This is a genomic window from Cryobacterium sp., from assembly GCF_026786305.1.
Lineage (GTDB): Bacteria > Actinomycetota > Actinomycetes > Actinomycetales > Microbacteriaceae > Cryobacterium.
In genome coordinates this window covers 1-17,197 of the sequence record NZ_JAJAYI010000078.1, presented here as the reverse complement: position 1 = coordinate 17,197, position 17,197 = coordinate 1, and the positions used below count along the sequence as shown (strand labels likewise).

20 protein-coding genes are annotated in these 17,197 nt (G+C 64.7%); 11 read left to right on the top strand and 9 right to left on the bottom strand.

Annotated elements, in window-relative coordinates:
• Nucleotide 1: 1 nt before the first annotated feature.
• A complete protein-coding gene (gene sucC / locus LH475_RS09820; RefSeq protein ID WP_196843379.1) occupies nucleotides 2-1,171 on the bottom strand; it encodes an ADP-forming succinate--CoA ligase subunit beta in 1,170 nt (389 codons plus the stop codon).
• A 220-nt stretch (nucleotides 1,172-1,391) separates the two neighbouring features.
• Here sucC and LH475_RS09815 point away from each other — a divergent pair, with 220 nt between their 5' ends.
• The 8 genes from LH475_RS09815 (at nucleotide 1,392) to LH475_RS09780 (ending at nucleotide 6,450) form a co-directional block, all read left to right on the top strand.
• The gene (locus LH475_RS09815) at nucleotides 1,392-2,102 is read left to right on the top strand and encodes a VIT family protein (protein ID WP_196843380.1); all 711 of its coding nucleotides are present in this window, start codon (nucleotides 1,392-1,394) and stop codon (nucleotides 2,100-2,102) included.
• Between the two features lie 18 nt (nucleotides 2,103-2,120).
• Entirely contained in the window at nucleotides 2,121-2,492 is a 372-nt protein-coding gene (locus tag LH475_RS09810) for a DUF3054 domain-containing protein (RefSeq protein WP_196843381.1), read from the top strand.
• A 43-nt stretch (nucleotides 2,493-2,535) separates the two neighbouring features.
• A complete protein-coding gene (locus tag LH475_RS09805; protein ID WP_196843382.1) occupies nucleotides 2,536-2,952 on the top strand; it encodes a hypothetical protein in 417 nt (138 codons plus the stop codon).
• A 246-nt stretch (nucleotides 2,953-3,198) separates the two neighbouring features.
• Nucleotides 3,199-5,139, top strand: coding sequence for a PKD domain-containing protein (locus LH475_RS09800; RefSeq protein WP_196843383.1), 1,941 nt, complete (start codon nucleotides 3,199-3,201; stop codon nucleotides 5,137-5,139).
• 17 nt (nucleotides 5,140-5,156) lie between these two features.
• On the top strand, nucleotides 5,157-5,345 hold the full coding sequence (locus tag LH475_RS09795) for a DUF3054 domain-containing protein (protein ID WP_196843384.1): 189 nt from the start codon (nucleotides 5,157-5,159) through the stop codon (nucleotides 5,343-5,345).
• 238 nt (nucleotides 5,346-5,583) lie between these two features.
• A complete protein-coding gene (locus LH475_RS09790; RefSeq protein ID WP_297413707.1) occupies nucleotides 5,584-5,844 on the top strand; it encodes a type II toxin-antitoxin system prevent-host-death family antitoxin in 261 nt (86 codons plus the stop codon).
• Nucleotides 5,841-6,230 carry a type II toxin-antitoxin system VapC family toxin gene (locus tag LH475_RS09785; protein WP_196843386.1) on the top strand — a complete coding sequence of 130 codons (390 nt, stop codon included), beginning with the start codon at nucleotides 5,841-5,843 and terminating at the stop codon, nucleotides 6,228-6,230. Before LH475_RS09790 ends, LH475_RS09785 begins: the two co-directional genes overlap by 4 nt.
• Entirely contained in the window at nucleotides 6,211-6,450 is a 240-nt protein-coding gene (locus tag LH475_RS09780) for a hypothetical protein (protein ID WP_196843387.1), read from the top strand. Before LH475_RS09785 ends, LH475_RS09780 begins: the two co-directional genes overlap by 20 nt.
• A gap of 57 nt (nucleotides 6,451-6,507) precedes the next feature.
• On the opposite strand, the gene LH475_RS09775 is transcribed toward LH475_RS09780, so the two are convergent.
• From LH475_RS09775 to LH475_RS09750, 6 genes are all read right to left on the bottom strand, one after another.
• Nucleotides 6,508-7,320 carry an FAD:protein FMN transferase gene (locus LH475_RS09775; protein ID WP_297413704.1) on the bottom strand — a complete coding sequence of 271 codons (813 nt, stop codon included), beginning with the start codon at nucleotides 7,318-7,320 and terminating at the stop codon, nucleotides 6,508-6,510.
• Nucleotides 7,321-7,375: 55 nt separating this feature from the next.
• Nucleotides 7,376-7,918 (bottom strand): FMN-binding protein, encoded by a 543-nt coding sequence (locus tag LH475_RS09770; protein ID WP_196843390.1) that lies wholly within the window; start codon nucleotides 7,916-7,918, stop codon nucleotides 7,376-7,378.
• Complete coding sequence (locus LH475_RS09765; protein ID WP_297413701.1) at nucleotides 7,915-9,339, bottom strand: ferredoxin reductase family protein; 1,425 nt, start codon at nucleotides 9,337-9,339, stop codon at nucleotides 7,915-7,917. Before LH475_RS09765 ends, LH475_RS09770 begins: the two co-directional genes overlap by 4 nt.
• 118 nt (nucleotides 9,340-9,457) lie before the next feature.
• Nucleotides 9,458-9,685, bottom strand: coding sequence for an FUSC family protein (locus LH475_RS09760; protein WP_297413731.1), 228 nt, complete (start codon nucleotides 9,683-9,685; stop codon nucleotides 9,458-9,460).
• Between the two features lie 65 nt (nucleotides 9,686-9,750).
• Nucleotides 9,751-12,294: a UvrD-helicase domain-containing protein gene (locus LH475_RS09755; RefSeq protein WP_196843393.1), complete on the bottom strand. Its 2,544-nt coding sequence runs from the start codon at nucleotides 12,292-12,294 to the stop codon at nucleotides 9,751-9,753.
• Nucleotides 12,295-12,349: 55 nt separating this feature from the next.
• Nucleotides 12,350-13,462, bottom strand: a complete 1,113-nt coding sequence (locus LH475_RS09750; RefSeq protein ID WP_297413699.1) for a glycerophosphodiester phosphodiesterase family protein — start codon at nucleotides 13,460-13,462, stop codon at nucleotides 12,350-12,352.
• A 229-nt stretch (nucleotides 13,463-13,691) separates the two neighbouring features.
• Between LH475_RS09750 and LH475_RS09745 the strand changes: the two genes are divergently transcribed.
• The 3 genes from LH475_RS09745 to LH475_RS09735 all read left to right on the top strand — a co-directional run bounded on the left by LH475_RS09745 (nucleotide 13,692) and on the right by LH475_RS09735 (nucleotide 16,241).
• The gene (locus LH475_RS09745) at nucleotides 13,692-14,525 is read left to right on the top strand and encodes a Bax inhibitor-1/YccA family protein (protein ID WP_366145595.1); all 834 of its coding nucleotides are present in this window, start codon (nucleotides 13,692-13,694) and stop codon (nucleotides 14,523-14,525) included.
• A gap of 91 nt (nucleotides 14,526-14,616) precedes the next feature.
• A complete protein-coding gene (locus tag LH475_RS09740; protein ID WP_196843396.1) occupies nucleotides 14,617-14,769 on the top strand; it encodes a hypothetical protein in 153 nt (50 codons plus the stop codon).
• Between the two features lie 170 nt (nucleotides 14,770-14,939).
• Nucleotides 14,940-16,241, top strand: a complete 1,302-nt coding sequence (locus LH475_RS09735; RefSeq protein WP_297413695.1) for an MFS transporter — start codon at nucleotides 14,940-14,942, stop codon at nucleotides 16,239-16,241.
• 46 nt (nucleotides 16,242-16,287) lie between these two features.
• Here LH475_RS09735 and LH475_RS09730 read toward each other — a convergent pair whose 3' ends face one another.
• Together LH475_RS09730 and LH475_RS09725 are read right to left on the bottom strand one after the other, a co-directional pair.
• Nucleotides 16,288-16,584: a HigA family addiction module antitoxin gene (locus LH475_RS09730; protein WP_196843398.1), complete on the bottom strand. Its 297-nt coding sequence runs from the start codon at nucleotides 16,582-16,584 to the stop codon at nucleotides 16,288-16,290.
• Nucleotides 16,585-16,595: 11 nt separating this feature from the next.
• Nucleotides 16,596-16,877 (bottom strand): type II toxin-antitoxin system RelE/ParE family toxin, encoded by a 282-nt coding sequence (locus LH475_RS09725; protein WP_196843399.1) that lies wholly within the window; start codon nucleotides 16,875-16,877, stop codon nucleotides 16,596-16,598.
• Between the last annotated feature and the right edge of the window lie 320 nt (nucleotides 16,878-17,197).

Sequence of the window (17,197 nt, the reverse complement as noted above, 5' to 3'; positions counted from 1 at the left end):
TTTACTTCGCTGCGTGGGCGAGCTCGGCGGCTTTGGCGGCGCCCTCGTCCATGGTGGCGGCCAGTGTTACGAGCGGGTGGTTCGCCTCGGCGAGGATGCGACGGCCCTCCTCGACGTTATTGCCGTCGAGGCGCACCACGAGCGGCTTGTTGGCGCTCGAACCGAGCTCGGCGAGCGCGCCGACGATGCCCGTGGCGACAGCGTCACACGCGGTGATGCCACCGAATACGTTGACGAACACGCTCTTGACCTGCGGGTCGCCGAGAATGACGTCGAGGCCGGCGGCCATGACCTCGGCGGATGCTCCGCCCCCGATGTCGAGGAAGTTAGCCGGCTTGACGCTGCCAAAGTTCTCGCCGGCGTACGCGACGACGTCGAGGGTGCTCATGACGAGCCCCGCGCCGTTGCCGATGATGCCGACTTGACCGTCGAGCTTGACGTAGTTGAGGCCGGCAGCCTTCGCCTTGGCTTCGAGCGGGTCAGCCGCAGCAGCGTCCTCGAGGAGGGCGTGCTTGGGGTGACGGAAGTCGGCGTTCTCGTCGATCGTGACCTTGCCGTCGAGGGCGATGATATCGCCCTCTTCGGTGAGGACGAGCGGGTTGACCTCGACCAGGGTCGCGTCTTCACCCGTGAACACGTTGTAGAGCTTGACGAAGACCGGGGCGACCTTGTCGACGAGCTCGGCCGGGAACTTCGCGTCGATGGCGATCTGTTTCGCAACAGCGAGGTCGATACCGACCATCGGGTCGACGGCCGTGTAGGCGAGCGCTTCGGGCTTCTCGACGGCGAGAACTTCAATCTCCACGCCGCCCTCGTAGCTGGCGAGCGAGAGGTAGGACCGGTTGGATCGGTCCAGCAGTACGGAGAAGTAGAACTCCTGCTTGATGCGAGCTCCGCCGGCCACCATGACGCGGTGAACGGTGTGGCCCTTGATGTCGAGGCCCAGGATGCCCTGGGCTGCGGCCTCGGCGTCATCGGGGTTCTTGGCCACCTTGACGCCGCCGGCCTTGCCGCGGCCGCCAACCTTGACCTGCGCCTTGACGACGACCACGCCGCCCAGCTTTTCGGCCGCTGCACGCACTTCTGCGGGGGTGTCCGCGATGATGCCCGGCAGAACCGGCACACCATATTCCTCAAAGAGGTCTCTGGCTTGGTATTCGTAAAGATCCACGCTGCTCTTCCAATCCGCGTCTCAGCGGTCTTACCGCTGTTGAGGTTGATGGTGACAGCAGTCATTGCCGCAAATATAGCTCGACATCAAGACATACCGACCATCTGAAACTCTATCGCGTGAATTGGGGGGTCAAGTCCCACCCGAGCACCGGCACCACCCGTGAAAGGCTAGCCACACCTTGCTGGACCGCCGCGCGACAGAGTGCTTATCTATTCTTATGACTGTTTTAAAGCAAGCCGTCGAGCCGCACGCGGCCGGCCTGGCGTCACGTTTGAACTGGCTGCGCGCCGGCGTGCTGGGCGCGAACGACGGCATCGTCTCGGTGGCCGCTCTCGTGGTGGGTGTCGCCGCCGCCACCACGGACTCCCACGTCATCCTCATCGCCGGGGTCGCGAGCCTTCTCGCTGGCGCGATCTCGATGGCCCTCGGCGAATACGTGTCGGTGAGTAGTCAGCGCGACTCCGAGCGAGCCCTCATCGCGAAGGAGACCTGGGAGCTCGAGAACCAGCCGGAGGAGGAGCTCGCCGAGCTGGCCGGATTCTACGAGGCCAAGGGCCTTTCCAGCCACACCGCCCACCAGGTCGCGGTCGAGCTCACCAAGCACGACGCCCTCGCGGCGCACCTCGAAGTTGAGCTGCACATCACCGCGGAGGACGTGTCGAATCCGTGGCACGCCGCCTACGCATCCGCAATCGCGTTTACCGTCGGCGCGGCGCTCCCCCTGCTCGCCGTGCTGCTGCCGCCGGCGGAGTGGCGCATCGGCGCCACGTTCGTCGCGGTTCTGGTGGCCCTGGCCATCACCGGCTGGCTCAGCGCACACCTCGGCAACAGCCCCAAGCCGCGTGCCATCGCCCGCATCGTCCTCGGTGGGATCCTCGCTCTCGCGGTGACCTACTTCATCGGGGCCCTCATCGGCGGCAACGTCTGACCCGATTAGGCTGGACGAGTGCCTACCCGTCGAAACGCTCTATTCTTTCTCGTCGATGCCGTCCTCGTGCTGGTGTTCGTGCTCATCGGGCGCGCCAGCCACAACGAGGGCCTGCTGGGGGCTTTGGTCACCTACTGGCCGTTCCTCGCCGGCCTCATTCTGGGCTGGCTGTTGCTGCGCGCCTGGCGCAGCCCGAGCCGCATCCGCTTCACCGGCCTCGGAATCTGGGTTTCAACGGTCGGGTTCGGTCTACTACTGCGGGTCGTGAGCGGCCAGGGCGTGCAGTTGAGCTTCGCGATCGTCACCACGGTCGTGCTCGGCGTCTTCCTGCTCGGCTGGCGCGCCGTCGCCGCCCTCGTTCACCGCTCACGTTCGGCCGCGCACGCCTGACCTCTTTACGAGCGCGGAACTTGGGACCTCATGGGTTGAGGTCATGGACATGAACACAGTGGTGAGGAGGGCTGCGGTTGCGTACGCCGATGCACAATTCGATCTCACGGGCAATAGCTACCCGTTTGGAGCCATCAAGAATGACGATGACTACGACGACGATGAAGTTCTTGCCGCCGGACGGCGGAAATTCCTCGAAAATCGACCCGGTGAATCAGAAGTCAACGCGCAATCGACGGTCAGCCATTTGGGCGCAGCACTCTACGAACTGGCGCACGCAGACGGATGGGATTCCCTCGACAAGGCCCCTGGGCTGACTCCCCTGGGGTCAGCCATCGTGGCGGCCGAGCAGACCGACCAGATTGAATTTTCGCAGGATCTCTTAGACGACGAAGAGCCTGACCGCAATTTCGCTATTGATGGCCGAGTGCTTTACACCGAGGAGAATCGGTACTTCTGACGATCATCAGCGCGATGAGAGGCGACGCATGGTACGTCATCGATACGATTCTGCCGATGCTGAAGGCTCCGTTTAGCTCGGGAAGCGCGCCACCGACATCCGTTATCGGTCGATCGATCCCGTTGCGGACGGGTCATTGCCTCACCCGCGCGCAGGGTCTATTCTGCTTTGCAAGACGCGTGTCACGCACCTCTTGAGGTGTCCGGTGCCAATCGTCGAACGCGGCAGAGGTATGAGGAGTCGGCCATGAATGCACGCAGGTCATTTGCCGCGGGGGCCACCGGCGCGGCCCTCGTCTTGGCCGCATTCGTGGGGTCGACCCCGTCGCCCGCCGCGATCGTCCCGGCGGTGGCTGCCCAGGGAACAGTACACTTCACCGCGGCAGGAGACGTGAGCGCAAGCGCGGCCGCGAGCGCGATGTTGAGCCAGGTCGGCGCGGCACGTCCCGATGCCCACTTCACGCTCGGCGACCTGAGCTACGGCTCCACCGGGGCTGAACAGACCTGGTGTGACTTCGTCACAACGAGGGTCGGTGCCGGATTCCCGTTCGAGGCGATCTCCGGAAACCACGAGAGCAATGGCCTGAACGGCAATATCAACGACTTCACGGCGTGCCTGCCGAACCAACTTCCTGGCGTGGTGGGAACCTACGGTCGCCAGTACTACGTCGACGTCCCGCAGGTCAATCCGGTCGTGCGATTCATCATGATCTCTCCCGAGCTGACCTTCGTGGATGGTGTCTGGTCGTACGCGGTGGGCACCCCGCGGTACCAGTGGACCTCGAATACGATCGACGGTGCACGCGGCGCCGGTATTCCCTGGGTCGTCGTCGGTATGCACAAGCAATGCATCTCGGTCGGGCGGGGCGGGTGCGAATCCGGCGCCGATCTGATGAACCTCCTCGTCTCTAAACGGGTCGACCTCGTACTGACCGGCCATGAGCACAACTACGCGCGCAGCAAACAGCTTGCGCTCGGCGCATCCTGCACTGCGATCGTGCCGGGGACTTTCACGGCCGGCTGTGTCGCCGACGGCGACAATGCGCTCGTCAAGGGAGCCGGCACCGTATTTGACACCGTCGGCACGGGAGGGACGCCGCTTCGGGACCTCACGATCGGGGACTCGGAGGCACCGTATTTTGCGGCGTCAGCGGGGCTCAACTCCAATCCCACCTTCGGTTACCTCGATGTGAGCACGACCGCCGATACGCTCACGGCGCGGTTCCTGCCCGTGCTGGGCGGCACGTTCACGGATGCCTTCACGATCACCGCTGGCGCCACGCCCGTCAACCAGGCGCCCGTCGCCTCCTTCACGGCCGCCTGCACTGCGCTCGATTGCAGCGTCAACGCGAGTGCCTCGAGCGACCCGGACGGGACCATAACGGGCTACGCCTGGAACTGGGGCGACGGAGCAGTCGGGACCGGTGCGACCGCTGCCCACAGCTTTGCGACGGCCGGGACCTACACCGTGACGCTCACCGTGACCGACAATGCAAGTGCGACCGGCAGCACGACGCGCCCCGTCGTCGTCAGCACCGGAACGCCGCCCTTCGCCGTGGATTCCTTCTCACGAACGGTGACGAACGGCCTCGGCACGGCCGAGGTGGGCGGGGCGTGGACCACGACTGGGAGTTCCACCATGTTCTCGGTCGACGGCGCGGCGCGCATTCGAGTTGCGACGGCCGGGGTGACGGCCAACGCCTATCTCGCCCAGGTATCCCAGGCGCAGACCGATGTGCAGTTCGTCGTGTCTTCCGACAAGGTTGCCACCGGGGGCGGTATCTTCATCTCGGCCAGTGGTCGGCGCATTGTCGGGGTTGGTGCCTATCAGGCGAAGATCGTCTTGCGCTCCTCCGGGCTGGTCGCCCTCTCGCTGGTGCGTGTGAACGGCTCCGGCTCTGGGGAGGTCGTTCTTCAGTCCGCGATCAACGTGCCGGGTCTGACGGTGGCCGCCGGAGACCGGCTCAACGTTCGGGTGCAGGTCACGGGGGTGAATCCGACTACGGTGCAGGCGAAGGTCTGGCCGGTCAGCGGTGCCGAGCCGACGACGTGGCAACGTACGGTCACGGATGCGACGGCCGGGCTCCAAACGGCCGGCGGTCTCGGAATCACGGTGTACGTCTCGAGCAACGCGACGAACATGCCCGTGGTCGGAACGATCGACGATTTATTCGCTCGTATCCCCTAAATTTCTGACGTACTTCATTGCTGCTGCGGGTTGTGAGCGGTCAGGGTGTGCACGTGAGCTTCGCGATCGTCATGACTGTCGTGCTCGGCGACTTTCTGATCGGCTGGCGCGCGATCACCGCCCTCGTGCGTCGCACCCGTTCGCGCACCGCCTCCTTGTCGGGTGATAACCAAGGAAAAAGAAGTAAACAAGGATTAAACAGATGAATCATGTTCGAGTTTTATCGAACTCCTGATGAACTGCGGTCATGTCATTCGTGCCGGCCACGTTCCCAACGGATACCTTCCGCGAGCCGGAGTTTCTGCCCGGCACCGGCCAGCAACGACGGGCCAAGAGTGAGAACGAGCTGTCACCGGAATGAGAGTCGACGATGGCGTCGCGTTCGTAGAACGCCGCGTGGCGAGGGTCAGAGAATATACGCAGAGTGCTACGAGTGCTGCACTCGTGGGCACGACACGAACGATCCCGCATCGCGAGCTGCGCAACAACAGCGCTGAGGTCCTGCGTGCGGTCGAAGCTGGCGAGACCTTCCAGATAACGAATCATGGTGAAGTCGTCGCCGTGCTCTCACCGCCGCCAGCCCCGCCACTGTCAGGGATCAAGCACTATCCCGCGCGCAAGCGAGGCCGCTTGAGCGACGTGCAGCGGAGAACCATCCCCGGTGGAACCGGTGCCATTCTTGACGAGCTTCGAGAAGAACGGTGATTACCTATCTGGATACCTCCGCCGTCGCGAAACTCATCTCAGACGAGCCCGAGTCACCGGCCCTGACCGCGCACCTTGATGATGTTGCAGGGGACTCTATCCTCGTTTCTGCGACCTTGCTCGAAACGGAACTACGTCGTACGGCAACGCGAACGCGGATCCCCCAGACTGACGTGACGGCCATCATCTCCCAGGTGACGCTTCTGGAAATGGACCGGGCGCTCTGTCGGGAAGCAGGGCTGATCCAGGGAACAAGTCTTCGCAGCCTCGATGCGATGCACATTGCCGCTGCACTTCGCAGCGAGGCCGACGAATTCATTACCTATGACGCACAGCAGAGCGCCGCGGCCGCGCAGGTTGGCTTGCATGTCGTTCGGCCCGAGTAGGGCAATAAAAACCCAACGAACGGATGCCCGCGCCTCCCTCGCCAATCTCACCGAGCAGGGCTGGGCCAAGGTCGTGGCGAGCGCGCCCGGACACGTCGAAGAGGTGCGCACCGTCGTGTTCGACCCGCTGAGCGAGCGTCACGTGGCGCAACTGAGCGAGATCTGTGGCCGAATGTTGGGTGCCCTCGACCCGGAACACCGTCTGCTCGGCCTGGATTAGGCGTCACCGGGACCACCCACACATACTCGCGCGCCAAGCGACCCCTCGTACCAGACGTCAACAAGGGTCAGTGCGGGCCGGATTGACCTGGCGCAGCCCGGGTGTCGCAAGCAGCTGCCCGTCGCGCAGGACGGCGAACACGTCAATCGAAAAGCGTTCGGTGCACCGGTTCAGGGTGGCTTCGCCGCCAGCGACGATTGCCGTCGCGAGCACGTCGGCGGTCACGATATCGGCAGCAAACACGCTGACCTGCCAAAACGGCGACAGGCCGCCGGGCGCCGGAGTCCAGATGTGCTCGCCGCGCTCGGCGCTGCCCGACGTGGCCACGGCCCGCATCGGGCTGCGCAGCGGCACGGTGACGAGTGCGTCCAGCCGATCCCGGGGGTTCACGATCGACACGGTCCATTCGGAGCCCGGGTTCAATCCCCCGCACACAAGAATGTCGCCACCGGCGTTGACCGTCCAGTCATGCAGCCCTGCAGTGCGCAGCGCCGCATCGGATTCGGCGATCGCGAGCGCCTTGACGACCCCGGAGAGGTCGATCACCCCGTCTGCCCGATGCGGCGTGAACACTCCATCGGTACGGTCGCGCCAGTCGAGCGCCAGGGCGTAGCAATCACGTACGGCCTCACTGGCTTCAGGCAAGCGGATGTCCCCGCGCGCGATGCGACTCAGCTCCGAAGACTCCCGGTACAGGCTGAAGCGCTCATCCCAGCGGTGAAACACCGGCTCCACGATCGCCCGCGCGGCCGCGCAAGCGACCCGCTGGGCAGCGTGGTCAGCCTCCCTCTGGATACCGTCGAGCGCATCGTCGTGCAGAACGAACCCGCCATCGGCCTCGCCGAGCCGTAGGCTGATGACCGTGCCCATCGACGGGAACCCGGCTGCCGCCCCCGATCCGGCCGCGGTCCTCACGCGCGCCGGCTCAGAACCCCGCAGCATCGAGTGCCGACTGGAGTGATTGCAGGTAGCCATCGGTGGTATAGGTCGCGCCGCTGACATTGTGTACGCTCGCCGACTGCGCCGAGAGAATCTCGGACAGCAGAACCGGGGCGGCGTAGTTGCTGATCTGTACCGAGCGCCCGTCGTGGTTGGTCAGCTGTAGGGGCGTGACGCCGGAGATCACACCGGCGTTGATGGTCACCGAGACCTGTACGTTGCCGAACCGGGTCGGAGCGACCGATCCCGTGAAGGTGCCAGACGCCGCGACCGCGGGAGCCACGTTCGCTGGAACCGCGGTCGCTGGAGCCGCGTACGCTGGGGCCGCAGTTGCGGTCGAGCCGGAGGCATCCGCGGCGGTAGACGCAGCAGCAGCTTGAGCGGCGGCAGTCGCTGGCACGGTGCTCGTGGTGCCCGACGTTGCGGCCAGATTCTGTGCGGCATCGATCTGGGCCGCGCCCAGCTCCCAGCCGATTGCGACGACAGACAGCGACGCGAGGGTGGCGGCTATCGCGGCGCGCGCTCTCACCAGTCAAACCTTTCGTAGTGGATCTGCTTCTTGGGAACCCCGCCGGCGCGAGCATCGCGCACGACGGCGTCGGTCCACGGGCGGGGGCCGCAGATGTAGATATCGGCCTGTTGGAGCTCGGGCACGATCTTGCGCAGGGTGATGCCGGCCCGGGCGGCATCCGCTGGCAGCCAGGTACTGACTCCCGTGGGTCGTTTGCCGGCAAAGATGCGCAGCTCGGCGCCGCGCATCCGGCACAGATCAGTGACTTCGTCGACGAGGTACGTATCGCCGAGGGAGTGAGAGCGCAGCAGCACGGTGGCGTGGCCGGGCGCGAAGGACACGGTTTCCAGCAGCGAGCGAATGGGAGCGACACCAATTCCGGCGGCGATCAGCACCACGCGGGGAGATGTGCGGGCGTTCTGGGTGAACAGTCCGTAGGGCCCTTCGAAACTCACCCGGGTGCCGCGCGTCAATTGGGGAAGCTGCTGGGACGCGTCGCCGAGACCACGAACGGTGATGCGCAGGCCGCGCTCGCTCGGAGCCGACGACAGGGAAAAGGGGTGTGCCTGCCACCAGAGTCCGTGGGCCCAGAACCGCCAGACAAAAAACTGTCCGGAGGTCGCCCGGAGCTTGTCCAGCTGCCGACCGGTCAACGTGATCGAGACCACGCCGGGAGCGACGGCATCCACGCGGTCCACGACGATGCGGTGGCGCAACGACCGGGTGACCGGCAGCAGAAACCGAAACAAGATGATGGAGCCGGCGACCGCCACGTAGAGAGCGAGCCAGTAGTAGCGGGCGATGGCGCCCTCACTGAGCAGGTTGCCCACGCTCAACTGGTGCGGAATGGCGACGAGCACTGACAGGTAGGCGAGCAGGTGCACGGCATGCCAAGCCTCGTAGCGAAACTTGCGGCGCACCACCACGAGCGAGGTGATGACGACGCCGATCATGAGCGCCAGTCCGAGAAAGGCGAGCGGCATGTCGGGCAGGCTCGTGAACATGTTCCAGATCTCGACGAACACGTTCACGTTTTCGGCGAGCGAATAGCCGGCGATGAGCAGCGCGGCATGACCAAGAATGAGATACAGGGCGGGCTTGCCGAGCGACTGGTGCACGGCCATGGCCTGGTCATGGCCGAACGCGCGGTCGATCGGGGGCAGCCGGGCGGCCAGGACGAGCATTACGAGGAGAAGGTCGGTGCCGACGAGGCCGGCGACGATTCCGAGGGAGGTGAAGGCTTCAGCCGCGGTACCGAACCGGGCGGCTCCCCCATCAGCGAGAAAGATGGCGATGACGACGGCGACCGACAAAACGCAGAGAATCTGCAGGCTGTCGGCCAGGCGCATCCGCTTCTTGTAGGCCGGGTGCACCGTGGCACCGTGCGCGCGGTGCACGGGCGCCGGGCCGGTTCGGGTGGTGCGTGTGTCGAGGCTCATGAGTAGAGCATCAGGCGAGCGCCCATCGAACAGCTATCGACAACCTGTGAACAATCTGTGTGTCGTCAATGCCTCGTTATCGGCGGGCAGATGGGGGTCGAGGCCAGTTCACGGATGCTCACAGCGTCGTCATCGCAACCGGACTCGTGAGGTGAACCACGGTCAGAGCGAGCGGGGTCACTGAGATCAGGGCGGCTCCGTAGTGTCGGCCGATGAGAATTTCGGCACCGAATTGGCCGAGCGCGATGATCAGAATGAGCACGGTAACCGGTGGGCCCGGCAGTAAAACGAGCACGGTCAGGCCGACCCTGAGCGTCGTGCCGATCATGCGGTGGAAGGCGCGCAGGGAGCGCGCCTTCCACTCTCACGCTTTCGGGCTGGGTGTCCCGAGCGGGACCAACGGGGTGCAGGCTAGATCTTTTCGATCGGAGCGATCTTGATCAACAGTTTCTTGGCGCCCGCGGTATCGAACTGCACGTGTGCGATGCGCTTCGTGCCCTCGCCGGTGACCTGGTTGACCCGGCCCTCGCCGAAGTCATGGTGACGGATGCGGTCGCCCGCCGCCAGCTCGAGGCTGCCGTTGTCGCGCACCGTTCCGGTGATCCTGTTCGCCCACTCGGTCTTCGGTTTGCCCGGCGGTAGTCCGGCCTGCTGTTTGCTGCGCCCGCCGAAGCCGTCGCTGGAATTGCTCGACACGCCCAGCGAGTTACCGAAGCCACCGAATCCGCCGTCGCGGCGGGCATTGAGAGCGCGCGGCTGGGTACCGCCGCGAGAATTGGCCATGCCCGGCGACTGCTTCCAATCGATCAGTTCGGCCGGAATCTCCTGCAGGTAGCGGCTTGGCATCGCCACGTTGATGTCGCCGAACTGCGCCCGGGTCATGGCGAGTGAGAGGTAGAGCCGCTTGCGCGCTCGTGTGATGCCCACGTAGAACAGGCGTCGTTCTTCGGCCGGGCCCCCGGGTTCGTTCGCCGACATCTGGTGCGGCAGCAGCCCCTCCTCGACACCGGTGAGGAACACGGCCTCATATTCGAGGCCTTTCGCGGTGTGCAGGGTCATCAGTGAGACCGTGCCAGAGGCATCGTCGAGATCGTCGGCCGCCGCGACAAGCGACACCTGGGTGAGAAAGTCGACGAGCCCGCCGTCGGGGTTCTCCTTGTTGAAATCCTTGGTCTGGGCGACGAGCTCCTCGATGTTCTCGGCACGCACCTCGTCTTGCGGGTCGCGGCTGTTTCGTAAGCCGGCGAGCAGTCCGCTCCCGTTCAACAGAAACTCGAGCACCTCGGAGACATTCGCGCCGCCGACCCCCACACCGTCATCGGTGACCGCGGTGGGCACGAGCATGAGCGCGGCCGCATCGAGCAGTTCGGCGAGCTTAAGGATGGCGCCGGTCACCTTCGGGCCGAGGCCGAGGGCTGCGGAGGTGCGCATGGCCTGCCGAAAGGTGAGCTCGTTGTCGTCGGCGAAACTCGAGAGCCCGGTCTCGGTGGCCGGGCCGATGCCACGCTTGGGGGTGTTCAAAACGCGGCGCAGGGCGAGTTCATCGACCGGATTGGCGACGGCGATGAGGTAGGCCAGGGCATCTTTTATCTCAGCCCGCTCGTAGAACTTGGTGCCGCCCACGACCCGGTACGGCGTGGCCGAGCGCACCAGAATCTCTTCGAGCGCTCGGGTCTGCGCATTGGTGCGATAGAACACAGCCATGTCGCGGTAGGCCATGCCGGCCGCGTGCAGCACCTGAATCTCGTCGGATACGAACTGCGCTTCGTCGTGCCCGGAGTACGCGGTGTAGCCGACGATTTTTTCGCCGTCGCCGCCCGCACTCCACAGCTTCTTGTCGGTGCGGTCGAAGTTGTGGCCGATCACCGCGTTCGCCGCCGAGAGGATGTTCTGGGTCGAACGGTAGTTCTGCTCGAGCAGAATCACCTTCGCTCCCGGGTAGTCGCGCTCGAACCCGCTGATATTGCGAGTGTCGGCCCCTCGAAAGGCATAGATCGACTGGTCGGAGTCGCCGACCACGGTGAGCGACGCCCCGGGAATGGCGCCGGTGGCGTCGCGCAGGTTGCGCACGTGCACGCCGTCCTCTTCCATCTCCTGGGCAAGCTCGGCCGTGACCGGGCGGGTGAGCTCGTGCACGAGGGCATACTGGGCGTGGTTGGTGTCCTGATATTCGTCGACCAGCAGGTGCCGAAACCGACGCCGATAGAGCGCGGCGACCTTGGGGAACGCGCGGAACAGGTAGACGGTCTCTCCGATGAGGTCGTCGAAGTCGAGCGCGCTTGCGGCGCGCAGCCTGGCGGTGTACTGCCGAAAGATTTCGACGAACATGACCTCTTGCGGGTCGCTCATGTTCACGTTGCGGGCGTAGGAGTCGGCATCGGCGAGCTCATTCTTGAGCTTGGAGATCTTGGCGCCCGCGGACCCGGGCGTGAACCCGTAGGTGTCGGCGTCGAGCCCCTTGATGATTCGCTTGAGCGTGACCTTGCTGTCGGCCGAGTCGTAGATACTGAACGTGCTCGACAGGCCGATCTTCTCAGCTTCACGGCGCAGAATACGCACGCACGAGGAGTGGAAGGTGCTGATCCACATTCCGTCGGACCCCTGGCCGAGGATGGCGTGCACGCGCTCACGCATTTCGGCGGCGGCCTTGTTGGTGAAGGTGATCGCGAGAATCTGGCTCGGCCACGCATCGCGGGTTTCGAGCAGGCTCGCGACCCGGCGGGTGAGCACGCTGGTCTTGCCCGAGCCGGCGCCGGCGATGATGAGCAGCGCCTGCCCTCGGTATTCGACGGCCTCTTTCTGCTGCGGGTTCAGCCCGTCGAGCAGTGGGCTTTGCGCAGCGCTGCCGGTGCCCGGGTATCCATTCGCCGCTTGTCCATGGGCATCGAGAATGATCGGCGTGGCCGAACGATTAGAGGTTGCGGGCGCGGATTCCGCGTTAAGAGGTGTGGTCATATCGATTTCCAGTGTAGGCGAGGCCCCGGACACGAGGGCCGGACACGAGGGCTGGTCAGCCCATTTCGTCGCGTACGCGCACGGCAAGATCGGGATGGTCGGCGAACACGCCGTCGATGCGCGAGTCGAGAATGACACGAAACTCCGACTGCCAGTGGCCGAAGTCTGCTGCGCGGGTGCCGCTCTGAAACGTTTTCGCCAGAAACTTGTTTTCCGGGCGCAGGGTCCAGCAGTAGATTTCCAGCCCCGCGGCGTGGGCGTCGTCGACCAGAGCGGCTGCCCCGGTGACCTCGCCCGCGTCATCCGTTTTGAGGATGAGCGATTTGGGCACGCTGATGCCGTCGAGGCCCCAGCCGTCACGACCGGTGTCGCTCGTGGCCGTGCTCGTCGCCGTGCTCGTCGCCATGCTGCTGCGGATGCCGCCGGCCGCCCGAGTAATCGAGCGTCCCACCGCGAGGCTCGCGAGGCCGTCGGCGGTGAGGTGGTCGGCATAGCTCAGAGCCCCGGCGCCCCGATCGGCGCACTCATCGACGAGCTGGTCGACCGGATGCCCGTGGTCTTCGAGTAGAAAGATACGTTTGCCGCGCACGCCGTTGGCTCGAACTTGGGCGAGCACGCTCGGTTCGAAGCTTTCCACGGTGAGCCGGTCGGTGTTCCAGCCGGCCGCGAAGACCTCGGCGGCGAACAGTTCCGGCAGCGGCAGGCCGAGTGCGGCGAAATAGTTGGCGTGCTTGATCTCGGCGACGATGCCGAGCACACGATCGGTCTGCTCGGCCGCGGCGTCGACAAGGTCGAACAGGTCACGCAGTCGCAGAATCGGTTGTTGGTCGTCGAAGGTCGTGTTGCTCTGCCGCAGGGCGGGCAGGCGTTCCCTGGCGCGCAGAGTGCTCAGTTCGGCCCAGGTGAAGTCCTCGGTGAACCACCCGGTGACGCGCGTTTTGTCTATGTGTTTCTCCGTGCGGCGAGCGGCGAATTCGGGCCGGGAGGCGACATCCGTTGTGCCCGAAATCTCGTTCTCGTGGCGGATGACGAGCACGCCGTCGCGGGTCGCGACCAGGTCGGGTTCGACGGCATCGGCACCGAGGGCGAACGCGAGCTCGAACGCTGAACGGGTGTGCTCGGGCCGGTAGCCGCTTGCCCCGCGGTGGCCAATGACGATCGGGTACATGGTTTCAGGCTAACCGCGCCACCAGAACGGATGCTGGGGGCCGGCAACACTGCCCCGTCCTGCCCCAGCCGTCGCGGCCTGCAACACTGCCTGAAACACGACCCGCATTGCTGCAAATCAGCTGATCTACTGCGTATTTGCATGTACTTTCGGGTACCGTTGTTGATGTGCCGCACCAGGCGCTGCGCGTTGGTTTACCCGCGCGCATCGAATACTCCACCAGCTGATTGTGAGTGCTCAACCCATGGCATCCTCCAACCCCGCTTTCTCCCGCAACGAGGCGTTCGGCGCTCGTGGCGCAGTGGCGTCGTCGCAGGCCCTTTCTGACAACGATCTGCAGTCGATGTACAACCGGCCCTCCGCTGGTTCGCAAGACACCGAACGCATGACCTACGAAGACACCATCACCAAGACCGGCCTCGGGTTCGCGCTGCTGCTCGTAGCAGCGGTGATCTCCTGGGTCGCCACTCCGGTGCTGCCGTTCCTGTTCATTCTTGGTGCGATCGCCGGTTTCGTGCTCGGACTGGTCAACACTTTCAAGAAAGAGCCGTCGGCTCCGTTGATCCTCGCGTTCGGCGCGGCGCAGGGCCTGTTCGTTGGTGGCATCTCCAGTATGTTTGAGGTCATCTATCCCGGCATCGTCACTCAGGCCGTCCTCGCAACCCTCGTCGTCGTCGTGGTCACCCTGCTGCTGTTCAAGAGCGGCAAGATCCGTGCCTCGAAGAAGGCGACCAAGGTCTTTTTGATCGCCATGGTCGGCTACGGCGTGTTCTCGCTGGTCAACCTCGGAATGATGATCTTCGGTGGCACCGACCAGGCGTTCGGCATGCGCAGTGCCAGCATCAGCATTCTCGGCATCGATCTCAAGCTCGGCGTCGTCATCGGCATTCTCGCGGTGCTCATGGCCGCGTATTCGCTCGTGCTCGACTTCGACTTCATCCAGAAGGGCGTCAACAACCGCCTGCCGCGAAAGTACGGCTGGAGTGGTGCGTTCGGCATCATGATGACCGTCGTCTGGCTCTACGTCGAGCTGCTGCGCATCTTCGCCCTCACCCGCGAGTAGCAGCACCCGCTCTCGATCAAGCGCCCTCGTTCCCAGGAACGAGGGCGCTTTTTCGTACCCCACGCACCCCACACTGTGGTTGGCTTAAGCAATGAGTTTCACTGACCTGCACACGCTGCTCCCGCTCGAAGCAAACGGCATGAACGCCATCTTCGGTTATATCGGCAGCGCCATCGTGCTCCTCGGCCTCGCTTGGGTGGTCATCCTCGCGATTCGTCGCTACCTCAAGGCACCCAAGGACTGAGCCTGCCTCGGGCCGAACCAGGCACGGCAGTCGTCAGCGGAGCGACCGCAAGTAGCGTCTACGCACGATCCGCTGAGCGAATTGAAGTCCTGCGTAGAGGGCTCGCCACGGCTGCTGCAGGACTGCCCGAGTGAGCGAGCGCAGCGTGGGCCTGCCATATACTCGGGGTCATGTCGCTCGGTCGCCCATTTCGAGCGCTGTGGGCATCGAGTGCTTCCTCCAATCTCGCTGACGGGGTCGCATTCATCTCGATGCCGCTCCTGGCAGCATCGATCACCGACGATCCACGACTCGTCGCGGGTCTGGCGACAACCTACGCCCTGGTTCGGCTTCTGGTCGCGCTGCCCATCGGGGTGTGGGTCGATAGAGTCGATCGACGCACCCTGCTGATCGGCGCCAACCTCATCAGGGGACTCGTCGTGATCGCCCTGGCCGTCTCCCTTCAGCTAGAGCTGGGAACCCTGCCGCTGCTCTACGCCGTGTTTGCCGTGATCGGAACGCTGGAGAGCGCGGCGGATAACGCATCCGTTTCTCTGCTGCCCTCGATCGTGCCCACCGAGCAGCTGGATCGCGCCAATGGTCGAATCTCGGCCGCACAGCTGATTGCCGATGAGTTCGCGGGCCCGCCGCTTGGCGGACTCGTGTTTGCCGTCGCGGCCGCGGCTCCCATGTATCTCATCGGCGGGCTCTGGGCTGCGGCCGGACTTCTAGCACTGGCGCTGCCGATCCGCCGGTTTGGTGTCGGCTCGGGGAATGAGCCTGCGCTACGCGAGCCCGCTCTTCTCAAGGCCATGCAGGGTGCCCGGTGGCTCGTTAAAAACCGCACGGTCGGTGGGCTGGCACTCATCGGCGCTCTCGCCAGCGTGGGCTACATGCTCCCCTTCTCGATCCTCGTTCTCTTTGCCGGCCAGCGCCTCAACCTCGATGCTGTCGGCTACGGCCTAATCCTCGCAATTTCAGCGCTCGGCGGCTTGATCGGATCATTCACCACCGCGCGGGTCCGAGGATGGATCGGCTACCGTTGCACGATTGTCGCGAGTCTACTCACGGGGGCAGCGGCGCTTCTCGCGCTGTCGCTTACCACCAACGCCGGGGTCGCTGCAGTGCTGCTGGCGGTCTACATCCTCCACGCCGTGGTGTGGGGAATCTGCGCCACCTCCCTTCGGCAGCGACTCGTCCCCGACGCTCTGCGAGGACGCGTTAATGCAGCGTCACGCGTGCTCAGCCTCGTCGGTCTGGCCCTCGGGTCCGCCCTCGGCGGCATACTGGCCCTCGTCAGCCTGTCGCTGCCGATCGCCGTCGGCGGCCTTGTCTTCATCGGGTGCGCGATGCTGGCCGCCGTGGTCATTCACCCACAGCGGGAGCACGACGGGGCCGTGCCCGACCGTGTCACGACCGCGTCACGACCGCGTCACGACCGCGTCACGACCGCGTCACGGGTGTGCACGCGAATCTCGTCAGCAGACGCATGAATACCCGCACCGAAACCAGGGTCCACGCGGGTAGCACAGGACTCCGCTAGTTGCCGATCAGGAGGTGAATGTTGTTGAGTTCATGCTCGTTTGCTGCAGCGCTGATTTCCAAATCAAATCGAGTCTGCAGATTCATCCAGAAGCGGTCCGAAGTGCCGAGGGCCTTGGCAAGGCGGAGGGCAGTGTCGGGGCTGATCGCGCGCTTGCCGTGCACGATTTCGTTGATGCGACGCGGCGGCACGTTGATTTGGTGAGCTAGGCGGTACTGGCTGACCTCAAGTGGCTTCAAGAATTCCTCTAGGAGGATCTCGCCGGGATGAATGGGTTCATGTGCGGTCGTCATGCTGACTCCGCTCAGTGGTACTGGGTAATCTCAACGTCTTCGGGTCCTGCCTGCGTCCAGATGAAGCAGATTCGCCATTGCGCGTTGATCCGGATGCTGTGCTGACCTTGCCTCGTACCTTGCAGCGACTCCAACCGGTTTCCCGGCGGCATCATTAAATCTTTCAGAGTCTCCGCCGCGTCCAAGATCAGGAGTTTGCGGTGCGCAGCGCGCTGCAGATCTGGACTAAATTGTTGGACGTGTTTCCGACGCAAGACTCGCTCGGCATGCTTTCCGGCAAAAGACAGAATCACAGCACGAGCACAACGCGATGCGTTATCAAACTCAAGGGTTGTGACCGCATCCGGAGGCAGACGATGGCAGGCTACGCGAGTGCTCGCAGCGCGTCCGTGGCGGAAAACGCCAAGCTATAAGCTCAGCCCACCACTGGCATGACCCGGCGGCGACCCGATGCCTCGCAGACACAAGTAGGGGCGGGGGGGGGGCGGGGGCGGCGTGTGCCCCGGGCGCGGGGGGGGGCGCCCCCCCAGGGGGCCGGCGGGGGGGGCGGGGGGGGGGGGGACCCCCGCGGGGCCCCCGGCGCCGCGGGGGGGGGGGGGGTTGATATTTTGGG

Excerpts from the sequence above, each read along its gene's own strand:
- LH475_RS09750 (WP_297413699.1), bottom strand. The coding sequence starts at position 13,462 with ATGTACCCGATCGTCATTGGCCACCGCGGGGCAAGCGGCTACCGGCCC.
- LH475_RS09755 (WP_196843393.1), bottom strand. The coding sequence starts at position 12,294 with ATGACCACACCTCTTAACGCGGAATCCGCGCCCGCAACCTCTAATCGT.
- LH475_RS09780 (WP_196843387.1), top strand. The coding sequence starts at position 6,211 with ATGTCGTTCGGCCCGAGTAGGGCAATAAAAACCCAACGAACGGATGCC.
- LH475_RS09765 (WP_297413701.1), bottom strand. The coding sequence starts at position 9,339 with ATGAGCCTCGACACACGCACCACCCGAACCGGCCCGGCGCCCGTGCAC.
- LH475_RS09730 (WP_196843398.1), bottom strand. The coding sequence starts at position 16,584 with ATGACGACCGCACATGAACCCATTCATCCCGGCGAGATCCTCCTAGAG.
- LH475_RS09815 (WP_196843380.1), top strand. The coding sequence starts at position 1,392 with ATGACTGTTTTAAAGCAAGCCGTCGAGCCGCACGCGGCCGGCCTGGCG.
- LH475_RS09800 (WP_196843383.1), top strand. The coding sequence starts at position 3,199 with ATGAATGCACGCAGGTCATTTGCCGCGGGGGCCACCGGCGCGGCCCTC.
- LH475_RS09775 (WP_297413704.1), bottom strand. The coding sequence starts at position 7,320 with ATGGGCACGGTCATCAGCCTACGGCTCGGCGAGGCCGATGGCGGGTTC.
- LH475_RS09805 (WP_196843382.1), top strand. The coding sequence starts at position 2,536 with ATGGACATGAACACAGTGGTGAGGAGGGCTGCGGTTGCGTACGCCGAT.
- LH475_RS09735 (WP_297413695.1), top strand. The coding sequence starts at position 14,940 with ATGTCGCTCGGTCGCCCATTTCGAGCGCTGTGGGCATCGAGTGCTTCC.
- LH475_RS09740 (WP_196843396.1), top strand. The coding sequence starts at position 14,617 with ATGAGTTTCACTGACCTGCACACGCTGCTCCCGCTCGAAGCAAACGGC.